Origin of the sequence: Culturomica massiliensis (assembly GCF_900091655.1) — a bacterium.
GTDB lineage: Bacteria > Bacteroidota > Bacteroidia > Bacteroidales > Marinifilaceae > Culturomica > Culturomica massiliensis.
In genome coordinates, this window is record NZ_LT594621.1 from 858,349 (window position 1) to 870,651 (window position 12,303).

Annotated in this window: 8 protein-coding genes; 5 read left to right on the top strand and 3 right to left on the bottom strand. The window is 35.8% G+C overall.

All coding sequences use genetic code 11. From position 1 onward, the window contains the following. The first annotated feature begins 44 nt into the window (after positions 1-44). From BN8908_RS04770 to BN8908_RS04790, 5 genes are all read left to right on the top strand, one after another. Complete coding sequence (locus BN8908_RS04770) at positions 45-1,349, top strand: radical SAM/SPASM domain-containing protein (RefSeq protein ID WP_021988690.1); 1,305 nt, start codon at positions 45-47, stop codon at positions 1,347-1,349. A gap of 2 nt (positions 1,350-1,351) precedes the next feature. Continuing rightward, a complete protein-coding gene (locus BN8908_RS04775) occupies positions 1,352-2,056 on the top strand; it encodes a hypothetical protein (RefSeq protein WP_068689472.1) in 705 nt (234 codons plus the stop codon). Positions 2,057-2,304: 248 nt separating this feature from the next. Continuing rightward, entirely contained in the window at positions 2,305-4,647 is a 2,343-nt protein-coding gene (locus tag BN8908_RS04780; protein ID WP_021988692.1) for a TonB-dependent receptor, read from the top strand. Positions 4,648-4,775: 128 nt separating this feature from the next. Continuing rightward, complete coding sequence (locus BN8908_RS04785; RefSeq protein WP_021988693.1) at positions 4,776-6,992, top strand: peptidase domain-containing ABC transporter; 2,217 nt, start codon at positions 4,776-4,778, stop codon at positions 6,990-6,992. Between the two features lie 5 nt (positions 6,993-6,997). Continuing rightward, a complete protein-coding gene (locus BN8908_RS04790) occupies positions 6,998-7,675 on the top strand; it encodes a hypothetical protein (RefSeq protein ID WP_021988694.1) in 678 nt (225 codons plus the stop codon). Between the two features lie 105 nt (positions 7,676-7,780). On the opposite strand, the gene ftcD is transcribed toward BN8908_RS04790, so the two are convergent. The 3 genes from ftcD to rodA form a co-directional block, all read right to left on the bottom strand. Beyond that, a complete protein-coding gene (ftcD, locus tag BN8908_RS04795; protein WP_021988695.1) occupies positions 7,781-9,484 on the bottom strand; it encodes a glutamate formimidoyltransferase in 1,704 nt (567 codons plus the stop codon). Between the two features lie 29 nt (positions 9,485-9,513). Next, the gene (gene hutI / locus BN8908_RS04800; protein WP_068692112.1) at positions 9,514-10,767 is read right to left on the bottom strand and encodes an imidazolonepropionase; all 1,254 of its coding nucleotides are present in this window, start codon (positions 10,765-10,767) and stop codon (positions 9,514-9,516) included. A gap of 111 nt (positions 10,768-10,878) precedes the next feature. After that, on the bottom strand, positions 10,879-12,300 hold the full coding sequence (gene rodA / locus BN8908_RS04805; RefSeq protein ID WP_068689474.1) for a rod shape-determining protein RodA: 1,422 nt from the start codon (positions 12,298-12,300) through the stop codon (positions 10,879-10,881). Between the last annotated feature and the right edge of the window lie 3 nt (positions 12,301-12,303).

The following is a 12,303-nucleotide window of genomic DNA, read 5'->3' on the forward strand; positions in this document are numbered from 1 at the left end:
AATTCATTTCGGTTTACAGTCCAGGAATTATAGATTTTTTAGCAATGATGGAAAAATTAAGTTACTATAATCACTACGTACCTATTGATAAAGAAAAAGTGTTATTATACAATTCTTTCAGAGGTTCGTATTCTATTATTAGCAATAGAATTTACACTGAACTTGTTAAATCAAATAAAGATTTATCACAATTTGAAAAGATGTATAATAATTATTATACAAAACTTAAGAATATCGGCGCAATTGTAGATGAGGATGTGGATGAAATAAATATTATCAAATTAATTAGATTAAAACGAAGGTTTAGCCTTCATAGATATGATTTGACAATAAACACAACAATGAATTGTAATCTTAGATGCTGGTATTGTTATGAAAATCATGTTCAAGAATCAAAAATGACGATCCATACATCCGACTTGATTTTCGAACATGTAGTTCAGCATTATAATGCAACTGGTTATAAAGTTCTGAGTCTTAGTTTTTTTGGAGGAGAGCCTCTTCTCAATCCGAAGATTTGTACATCATTATTGTCTAGATGTAAACAGTTCTGTGATTTGAATAACATACAACTATTGGTTATTTTTACAACCAATGGTACACTTATAACTGAGAAGTTGTTAAATTTTCTCAATGATTATTCAGTACATTTTCAAATTACCTTTGATGGGAGCAGGTCGCGTCATGATAAAATACGGTTTTCAAAACAAAATCATAAAGGTTCTTATGATAAAATATTGTTAAATCTGCAAATGATTTCACAAACTTTACAGAACTACTCTCTCAGAGTGAGAATTAATATAGAAAATGATACGCTTGAGTCTCTTAAAGAGCTTTTAGACGATATTAATTTTATTGACAGGGCCAAAAGTTCAATAGGAATTCATAAAATATGGCAGGTTGATGATACAACGATTGATTATTCTAATCTTTATGATTTTATTGAAGAAGCAAATCAGCGAAAACATGTTGTAGATTATAATCCTTTGAAATCAGTAATGACTCATGTTTGTTATGCAGATAACTATAATCAAGCTGTCATTAACTACGATGGGAGTGTATTTAAATGCACTGCGAGAGATTTTACGGATGCAAATAAGGAAGGGAATTTATTGCCAAGTGGTACAATAAATTGGAATGTGGAAAAAGTATTGTATCGAATGAGTTCTAATATTCCTGTTATGTGCGAGAAATGTAAACTTCTTCCTGCGTGTCCTGGTATTTGTTCACAGAAGGTAATGGATGGAAATGAAATGCATTGTTCTATTAGTGAACTTGAAGATATTAATGATATTATTCTAATCAACTTCAATCAGTATTTACTGCAAGAGGAATTAAAACAAATTTAACTATGAAACTTATTTTTAGCCTAATTTTAATGATTACATCTATGACAACAGTAGTGAATGCTCAAACGCTTTGGGTAAATGGAGTTATTTTTTCAGAAAGTGGAGACAAATTGATAGGTGTCCCATATGCAACTGTATTATATTGCGATTATGATGATCACAATAAAATTGAGTATGTCGGTTTTACAGATCATACTGGATCCTATGATATTGGCAAAGATGTAGTATCAAAAAAATATTTTGTCAAGATTATAGCTCCGGGCTATCGAGAATTTAGTAAAACCTTTACTAAATTACCTAAAAGTCACTCAGGTAATCTTACTTTACACTTTAAATTAGAAAAGAATGAGGAGGTTCAGTTCAATGTCAAAAAATATGGTACTGATGCTCTTTCAGCTGAGGCAGGTACAATAGCTGAGGCTATTGCATCTATTCCGGATGTAGACTTGGACAAAGAAACATTTAACATTACAACTTCAGAAGGTGGAAGTATCAGAATATTTGTAAATGGGGTATCACTACCTGTAAAAAATTTACCTAAACTCGCAAAAATACCGGCAATAGCCATTGAAAATATTGATTTTATTTTGTTTGATAATAGTATTTCTCCTATTTTTTCCGGAGTGATCAATATAGAACTCAAAGATTCTCAAAAAGCATCTGGCATATTGTCTTTTGAACCATATGTTGCAAATCAATTTGATTAATTGTGCAAATTGGTCGGGTCGAGTTTAAATACTGTCTATTAAAATCTGTCCGTAAGATTTTAATGGACAGTTAGAACGACTCTATATTTTAAGAAATCTGAAATAGTTTAGAGTGAGTTAATATAAATTTTAGAACTTATTTTTTATCTTTCTTAACACAGGTTTTCAAAAATATGATTGAATATGTTTTTAAAAATTACTCAATTAAATATTTATTTCAGACAAATTTGTTTTAATTGTATGCAATCATGAATCTATATCGTACAATATTGATTTTTTTAATCTTATCTTTATTTTACCTAACTGCTTTTTCTCAGGTAAAATTTCGAGGAAAGGTGATATCTTCAGCTGGTAAAGTAACAGAACCGCTTGATTTTGCATCGGTTGTGTTAGTTGATATTGTGGATACGACTACGATTATAGCTTCTTCGATAACTGATACGAATGGAGATTTTGTGTTTTATAGTTTACAACCTAAAAAATACCGTATTGTCATATCGCGGATTGGATTTTGGAAACTAATTTCAGAAATAAAGGTTGTATACCCATCTGCAGGAAATGAGTTTGTTAAAAATTTTGTTTTAGAATTAAAATCAGAGCAGATGGAGGAAGTTACTGTTGTTGGAAAGCGTCCAACCCAACAATCAATTGATAAAACTGTTTATAATATCACGTCTTCACAACTTAAAAATAGTGTTAACAGTATGGATTTGCTTGCCGGGTTATCGAAACTAAGTTTGGATTATGCAAATCAAAAAATTACGACAGTTAATGGAGAAAAAGTCAAAGTATTGATAAACGGTGCAAATGCAACAGAACAAGAATTATATGCCATCAATGCACAAAATGTAAAATCAGTAGAATATTATGACTTTCCTCCTGCAAAATATGCAAACTACCCGGTCGTTGTTAACATTATTACAAAACATGCAAATGATGGATTGTATGGTGGAGTTAATCTGACGAGTGCTTTCACTACTGGTTTTATAAATGGGGGGATGTTTATTAATTATAATTGGAAAAATAAAAATCAATTGAAGTTCAATGCTTCTACATATTATCGGAATTATTCTCATATTGAAAGTTCAAACAATTATGAATATCAATTAAATGATAAATATCATTTTAGGAGAGAGTTTGAGAAAAGAAAATTTGGATATGATGACAATTACATTTCTATTATATATTCGCGCAATGTTGAAGATAAGTATCAGCTACAGATTAAATTTGAGCCCAATTTTCAACACTCGCATAGAGATGGTGCACTTCAGATAGATCAGTATATTGGCCAAAATGAATATGATCGAACTGGAGTTATATGGGACAGAACAAAGCAATTTACACCTTCACTTGATGTGTATTCTGTAATCAATTTATCTAAAGGTAAGGAACTAATGGTAAATTTAACAGGTACATATATTAACGCGGATAAACGGTACAGTCGGAGGGAATATAAAGCAAGTAATGAAGAGTTGGAATTATTGGATAATATGACTTCAAACAATGTCAAAAAGTCTTTAATGGGTCATATTGATTATACAATGCCTATCAATAAAATGATGCGTTTGAGTATAGGCAATAAATTTTCTGTAGGTAGACTTACATATAGTATAGATAATAGTTTTGGAAATGGTGATTTTTTCACAAACCAAAACTCAAATAATACATATGCCGAAATTCGTGGAAAGTGGATGAATTTTAGTTATCGTTTTAATATCGGCCTCGGATATTATGATAATAGCAGTGATGAAGCCCGGCAAAATGCATGGATGTTTGAGCCTCAAATGCTTATTGGATATAACATAACCCCCAATAATATAATTCGGTTTAGCTATAAGAATTCTACAACAATGCCAAGTCTTACTGAGTTAAGTAGTAATAAAATATATATATCAGAGGGAATTGTTAAAGAGGGAAATCCGTTTCTAAAGAATACAAATATGAATCGGATATTGCTGGTATACGATTATAACAATCCATGGCTTTCTATGAGAATCGGTGGTGTGATGCAGCACAAAAAAGATCCTACCAATTCTTTTTTTATTGAAGAAGACGGCCTTATTAGGCTGAAATATGAAAATGCAAACTATGCGTTGGACTACGGCGCATTGACATCGTTATATTTTGATCCTTTTAAAAATAAGATTTTTACAATAACGGTTGGTGGTACTTTTTCCAGAACTCGTATAAACAGTAATATTGTTGGCGAATATACGAAGAATCAATTTAGTCTTAATTATGAGGTCGCTTCAAAAATCAAAGAGTTTACATTTTCATATAGTGCCAATGTAAGAGATTGGCAACTCTCAGGGCCATATCTGAATCTTGGAGAAAAAAATTCAACCTTAATGGCTCGATACACTTACAAAAATTTCAGTGTTACAGCCGTTGTTCTTTGGTTTTTAGTAGATGCTGACTATAAAAGTCGGACATTGAACGAAAGTTTAGTAAAATACAACTTTGTAAATAATATTATAGACAATAAATCAATGTTTACGCTGGGAATAATATACAATTTCGGTGTAGGTAAAAAATATAATGAGAGCGAAAGGAGATTAAATAATAGGGATAGAGATGCCGGACTTTTTTAATTGCTTGTTCAGATAACAACATATCATTTCTTATTAATACTCTTTGTATATAGGTTTATAATTACCAACTAAATTTAGTCGTTTATTTGGCAATAACGTTTACATCGAATAACAATAAAAATATATGGATGAAGAAAAAATTTCCAATATTTAGACAGTTTGACAGTAGTGATTGTGGAGCAGCATGTGTGAAGATGATAACTGAATACTACGGAAAAATAGTTAGTTTTGAAATCATACAGAAAAAATGTGAAATAGGTAAGGAAGGTGTTACTTTCAAAGGAATCTGCAATGCTCTAGAAGATCTTGATTTTAAGGTTGTTGCTGGGAAAATTACATATGACGATTTATGCATTAAAGCAATCCTTCCTTGCATTCTTCATTGGCGACAAAATCATTTTGTTGTTTTGTATAAAATAACTCAGAAGAATAATAAGTACATATTTTATATTGCAGATCCTGGAAGAGGTCTTATAGAATATAATGAAGCTCAATTCTTAAATAATTGGTTAAGTACTCATTCTATGGGGTATGATAAAGGCTCTGGGATTTTGCTTGAACCTACAGTTAAGTTTACGCCTTCCGGTAAGTCTCCGAAAAAACAAAATATCTATGGTAAAAATCTTTCTTTTCTGGGGACATATCTATCCAAATATAAATCATATTTTCTTCAGTTAGGGATAGGGCTTATTGTTGGTAGCGGCATGTTGTTTCTATTACCATTTTTGACTCAAACACTTGTTGATACTGGTATTGGTCAAAATGATATTAACATTATTTGGTTAATAATGTTAGGACAGTTTATGTTAATATTAGGTAATGCTACAATTGATTTAATAAGAAGATGGATATTACTTCATATTAGCACTAGGATTAATATTTCGCTGATTTCAGATTTCTTTATCAAACTCATGCGTTTACCTATGTTTTTTTTTGATTCCAAACATTTAGGAGATATTTTGCAAAGAATTGAGGATCATAAAAGAGTTGAACGATTCATCACCGCACAAACTCTTAATTTACTGTTTGCTTTTGTTAGCTTTATCATATTTGGGCTGATTATATTGATATATAGTTATAAGATATTTATAATATTTATTGTTGGGAGTATATTGTATGCATTATGGATAAGTCGATTTTTAAAGAAAAGACGTATTTTAGATTACAAATTATTTGAACAATTATCAATTAATCAAAATAAAACATATCAGCTTATTTCTGGTATGCAAGATATTAAACTTCATAATTCAGAACAACGTAAACGCTGGGAATGGGAAGATACCCAATCAGATTTGTTCGATGTTAATATCGAGATTATGTCCCTTCAACAGGCACAGGAAATTGGAAGTACTTTTATCAATGAATTGAAAAATATGCTTGTAACTATTTTTGCCGCAACAAGTGTCATTCAGGGGGAGATAACTTTAGGAATGATGTTGTCATTGCAATATATTGTCGGGCAGCTCAATTCGCCTGTATCTGAATTAATGCAGTTTATATATAAGTGGCAGGATATAAGTATTAGCCTTGAGAGAATTAATGATATTCATTCCAATAGTGATGAAAATACATCTAAAAGATGTGTATGCTCTTTTCCTGAGTCTGGTAGAGATATTATTTTAGAGAATATGTACTTTAAATATCCAGGGATAAGGGATAAAATGGTATTGGATAATATTAGTTTGAAAATATCGGCAGGTAAAACAACTGCAATCGTTGGTGCAAGTGGAAGTGGAAAGACTACGCTGATAAAATTGTTGTTAGGCTATTACGAACCGACGAAAGGTAAAATACTAATTGGAGGTATTGATATAAATAACATAAATCTACGATGGTGGAGGGATCGGTGTGGAGTTGTAATGCAGAATGGCTACATTTTTTCAGACACGATTGCTGGAAATATTGCAGTTTCAGAAAATGCGCCTGATATAAAAAAATTATCGTATGCAGTGAAAATTGCTAATGTAGATGACTTTGTAAATAAACTACCGTTAAAATATAATACGATGGTAGGAGATGAAGGCCAGGGATTAAGTCAAGGACAGAAACAGAGGATTCTTATTGCAAGAGCTGTATATAAAGAGTCTGATTATTTATTTTTAGACGAAGCGACTAATTCCCTTGATGCTAATAATGAAAAAGATATTGTAACAAATCTTATTGAGTATAACAAAGGTAGAACTGTTATAGTTGTAGCCCATCGTCTAAGTACGGTAAAAAATGCAGATCAAATTATAGTTTTAGACAATGGACGTATCGTTGAGCGAGGAACTCATAATGATCTGATATCGCAAAAAGGGAATTATTATTATCTTGTTAAAAATCAACTTGAATTAGGGAATTGACGTCTATGGAAAATAATATTGAACTAAGAAGTGAGAAGGTTCGCATGCTATTGGGAAAAATTCCGTCAAGGTTTCTTAGATATGGATCAATGATTATTGCAATATCTTTTGTTGTTATGATTGTTATAGTTAATATAATTGAAATTCCTGTTTATGATAAATATCCATTAATAATAGACTTTATTCCAAAAGTAAAAAAATTTATAGCTCCCACGAATTCATATGTGACATTTAAAAAAGTATCGACTTGTACATTTGAAGGAGATACCATTTGTGCAATTGTATCTCAAACAAATTCAGATTCAGTGTATTTCGTAATTGCTCCATTTACAGGGTATATCGAACCGTATGTAAAGAATAATGGGAAAGTTGAGAAAAATAAACCATTTTTGGCAATATTTCCTATTAATCCAGAAAAACTTTTGTTTAAAACTAGAGTTCCAATAGCAAAAATTGTCGATTTTCAACAAAATATAGATGTAATCGTTGAACTATCTGACAAAAATAAAACCCAACTAAATGGGACTGTGGCTTATCAAGAACCACAAGGTTCGGATCTGTATCTATTTTTATATATAAATAACTATAACAAAATTAAAAGCTGGAATTCAAGTAACACACAAGGAAAAGTTTTGTTGCTTAGGTCCAAACAGTCACTTTTTAAAAGTATTATTTCAAAGTAAGTGTGACTATCTATCATTTAAAAAACGAGACTCATTTTTGAATCTCGTTTTATGTATTTAAAAATAGTCCTATAGAATCGTTTTTCTTTGATATTTTTGGAATTATCAGATTTTTGAATTTACGATTTGCAGGATTTCGGCTTCCAGTTGATTGGCTTTGGCGGCAATCGTTTCTCCTTCCTGAATGATTTTTTCGGCGAATGCCTTGTCTTCCAGACCGGCAGCATTGATTTTTACATTTAAGAAGGCTCCCATAACGCCGGCACGGGCTGCCAGTGCACCGACTCCCGCATCCGTTACGGAGTTCGGATTACCGATTTCAGCCATAGCTTTTGCCACCGACATGCATTCATAACACAGGTTCATGGTTTTAAACGGCACTTCTGTCGCATAACGGGTTGCCTCCTGTACGGCTTGCTGACGGGCAGCTTTTTCTTCGTCGGTCTTCTTGGGAAGACTGAAAGCATCCATGATTTTATTGAATGCATTGGTATCTTCATCGACTAATTTAATCAGTTCCGTTTGGTAAGATTTGCCTTTTTCGGCCCAGTTGCTGAATTCTTCCCAACGATCGTCCCAACCCCGTTTGTGAGAAGAGAGGTTAGCAACCATGGCTCCCAGAGCTGCTCCCAAAGCCCCCATGTAGGCGGAAATCGAACCACCTCCCGGAGCCGGGGATTCGGAAGCCGTTTCATCGGCAAAATCAGTCAGATTCATATCGATCAGTTTCTTTTTACCTTTTCCGGCTTCGTCTTCCAAAATATATTCAATGATTTTTTTATGCGGATCGAAGGGATAGAGTTCATCCAATCCCAGAGATTTTACGGCAATTTTTATCAGTTCTTTATCCGAAACTCCGGTAGAGCGTTGTTGTTTGCGTAAAAAATAACGGCCGGCATCCAGCATAGCCTGTAACGGAATAACGCCTACCAATTCCGAACCGGTCACTCTGATTCCCCGGTCAGCGGCTTTACGGCATACTTCATCAAAAGCTTCATGTACCGATGTTACCGAAATGTCTGTCAGATTCATAGAAATTTGTGCTATACCGTATTCTTCGATAAACCAGCCGATGGCTTTGACGGATTTTAAAGTACCCGGGATCATGACTTGTTTACCGTTTTCATCCAGCACTTTTTTACCGGTAACAGGATTACCTTCCCGTTTTACCCGGCCACGTTCGCGGACATCAAATGCAATGGCATTTGCCCGGCGGGTAGAAGTGGTATTTAAGTTTACGTTGTAAGCCACTAAAAAATTACGGGCACCTACGGCTGTAGCACCTGTTTTAGCCGTCCAGGCATTCAATTCCCGGGGGCCGAAATCCGGATGCCATTTTTCACTCGGTAAGCGTTCGCCCAAAGCTTCGTATTCGCCGGCACGACAGGTCGCTAAATTTTTCCTTTCAGGGGTATAGGCGGCCGATTCGTAACAGTATACCGGTATATTGAGTTCATCTCCGATACGTTTTGCTAATTTACGGGCATATTCCACCGTTTCTTCCATTGTAATATTGGAAACGGGTACCAGAGGACACACATCGGTAGCTCCGAATCGGGGATGCGCCCCTTTATGCTTTGTCATATCAATCAATTCCGCTGCTTTTTTTACAGCCCGGAAAGCTGCTTCACAGACCGGTTCCGGTTCTCCGACCATCGTAACGACTGTACGGTTTGTGGCTTTACCCGGATCAACATCGATAACACTGATTCCCTCTACGGTTTTCATGGCATCGGTGATTTGATTGATGATGTTCATGTCATTTCCTTCGCTGAAATTCGGAACACATTCGATTAGTTGCTTTTTCATATCAGTTTTATATTTTCAATTTTGATGTTTTAAAATTCTTCTCCTTTTAAGAATACGGTATCGATCAAATTGCTGGTGTATGCGTAAGGAAGATATTCGATACCGGGGATCGGCTTGGTGATGTAAAAATTGGCCTGTTTACCGACGGCAATACTCCCGGCTTCTTCCTCGACACCCATTGCGTAAGCGGAATTGATAGTCGTAGCATGGATGACTTCTTCGGGGAGCATCTTGTAATTGATACATCCCAAAGACATGATAAATTTCATGTTTCCGGAAGGAGAGGACCCTGGATTGTAATCGGAGGCCAAAGCAACCGGTAGTCCGGCCTCAATCATTTTCCGGACCGGCGAGTACGGCATATTCAGGAAAAAGGCTGCTCCCGGCAATACTGTCGGCATAGTTTCACTTTCCAACAGGCATTCGATTTCTTCGGGACCGATGTATTCCAGATGATCTACAGAAACGGCATTGTATTTTACTCCGACTTGTACCCCCCCCGAATAATCCAGTTCGTTGGCATGTATCTTCGCACGCATTCCGTATTTCATACCTGCATTTAACATACGGTCTGTATCTTCCACGGTAAAAAATCCCTTGTCACAGAATACGTCGATATAATCCGCCAATTCCTCTGCAGCGATAGCCGGAATCATCTCGTTGATAATTGTGTTTACGTATCCGGTTTGGTCATTGCGGTATTCAGCAGGCACGGCATGTGCACCCAAAAAAGTGGATTTGATCAGGAGCGGAGTTGCTTCTTTCAAACGCCGGATGACACGAAGCATTTTCAATTCACTTTCGGTTTCCAGACCGTATCCGCTTTTAATCTCTACAGCACCGGTTCCGAATGCAGCAATCTCTTCGATCCGGGCCAGGGCCGAATCGAATAATTCCTCTTCGGAAGCTTTACGCATCCGCTCGGCCGAATTCAGTATGCCACCGCCTCGCCTGGCTATTTCTTCATAAGATAATCCCCTGATTTTATCGATATACTCGATTTCCCGGCTGCCTGCATATACCAGATGGGTGTGCGAATCACAGAAGGATGGTAAAACCAATCGTCCCGTCGCATCGACTTCTTTTAAGAAATCAGTCCCTTTTTCAATGGCTTCTTTATTCAAAGTCTCCATTTTTCCGAAAGCAGCGATTTTCTGGTCTTCAACCAGCAAATATGCGTTTTCGATACATTCCAGGTGTGCCATATCCTTGCCGGCAACCCAAGTCCGGGGTTCTTTTTCTACCTGTACTAATTGTTTTATATTCGTAATCAGTGTTTTCATAAATTTTTCTATTTTTTTGCCTGAAGGCACTAAAGTAGAAAAAAAGTAGCACATTTAAAACGTTTGTGTAAACGCTTTTAAGTTTTATTCGTTTTTACCCGGCTACAGGGATTAACTGAATACCTGCAACCGATTTGCATCCAAACGTAAAAATATAAAAATCAGTATTGTAAATGCCCATAAAGAAGAACCTCCATAACTGAAGAAGGGCAAGGGAATCCCGATAACCGGAGCAATACCGATTGTCATACCGATGTTAACGGCCACATGAAAAAAGAGAATACACGCAACAGCATATCCGTAGACCCGGGAAAAATCGGAGCGTTGACGCTCGGCCAGGTTGATAATCCGTAATATAAAAGCCAGGAATAACAGTATAACAACGGTGCTTCCGATAAAGCCCCATTCTTCGCCGACGGTGCAGAAAATGAAATCGGTACTTTGTTCCGGCACGAAATTGTACTTTGTCTGGGTACCCTGCAGATAGCCTTTGCCGAAAAAGCCACCCGAACCGATGGCTATTTTGGATTGGTTTACATTGTAGCCGGCTCCGGTCAAATCCGTTTCAATACCGAGCAGATTGTTGATACGGTCCTTTTGGTGGGGTTGAAGCTTATCGAATGCATAGTCGACCATAATGGTGGCTCCGATACATAGCCAGGAAGCCAATACAATGAACAGTATGTGCTTCATTTTCCTTTTGTATATGAAATAGATAGCTACAATATTTGTCACCAGATAGGAGTAGAGCAGCAAACGTTCTTCCGAAAACGGCAGATCAAACAGCCAGCGGATAAACATCAAAAACAGGAAACACCCGGTCAGAAAGATAAATACCCGGTACAGTTCGCCCTTGTTTTGCCGGTAATAAAAGAATGCGATCATTGTGGAGGCTATGATGATGATCAATACCGTCAGGGGAGTATATAACAATGTAAAAATAAACAGAACTATGGTGATAAAGAACAGGAGCAGAATCGATCCGTGTAATCCTTCCCGGTACATGACTAATAAAAATGCACTGTATACCAAAGCCGAGCCCGTATCGTTCTGCAAAATAATCAATGCTGCCGGGATAAACAGAAGAAGTCCGATTTGCAGCAAACTACTGAATCGCATCATTTTAAAGCCATGCCGACTCATTACGTTCGCGACGGCCAATGCCGTGGCAAATTTTCCGAATTCGGCCGGTTGTATCCGTATATCGCCGATTTGAAACCAGGAACGGGCACCGTTAACTTCGTGTCCAAAGAGTAATACGGATACCAAAAGACCGATCATCAACCCGTACAATACAAAAGAAAAGGCTGTAAAAAACTTACTGTCTGTCAATAAAATAAAGAACCCCAATACAAATGAAGCACTGATCCAGATCAACTGTTTACCGTATTTCTGGGATATATCCAGTATGCTGCTGTGATTATCATCGTATACTGCGGCATAGATATTCAACCATCCCATAAAAACCAACACGACATATAAAAATATGGAGAGCCAGTCGATGTTTTTTATCAGTTCATTCTGTCTGTTCATACG

Coding starts and splice junctions, on each gene's coding strand:
- BN8908_RS04770 (WP_021988690.1), top strand. CDS start 45: ATGATGGAAAAATTAAGTTACTATAATCACTACGTACCTATTGATAAA.
- BN8908_RS04775 (WP_068689472.1), top strand. CDS start 1,352: ATGAAACTTATTTTTAGCCTAATTTTAATGATTACATCTATGACAACA.
- BN8908_RS04780 (WP_021988692.1), top strand. CDS start 2,305: ATGAATCTATATCGTACAATATTGATTTTTTTAATCTTATCTTTATTT.
- BN8908_RS04785 (WP_021988693.1), top strand. CDS start 4,776: ATGAAGAAAAAATTTCCAATATTTAGACAGTTTGACAGTAGTGATTGT.
- BN8908_RS04790 (WP_021988694.1), top strand. CDS start 6,998: ATGGAAAATAATATTGAACTAAGAAGTGAGAAGGTTCGCATGCTATTG.
- ftcD (WP_021988695.1), bottom strand. CDS start 9,484: ATGAAAAAGCAACTAATCGAATGTGTTCCGAATTTCAGCGAAGGAAAT.
- hutI (WP_068692112.1), bottom strand. CDS start 10,767: ATGAAAACACTGATTACGAATATAAAACAATTAGTACAGGTAGAAAAA.
- rodA (WP_068689474.1), bottom strand. CDS start 12,300: ATGAACAGACAGAATGAACTGATAAAAAACATCGACTGGCTCTCCATA.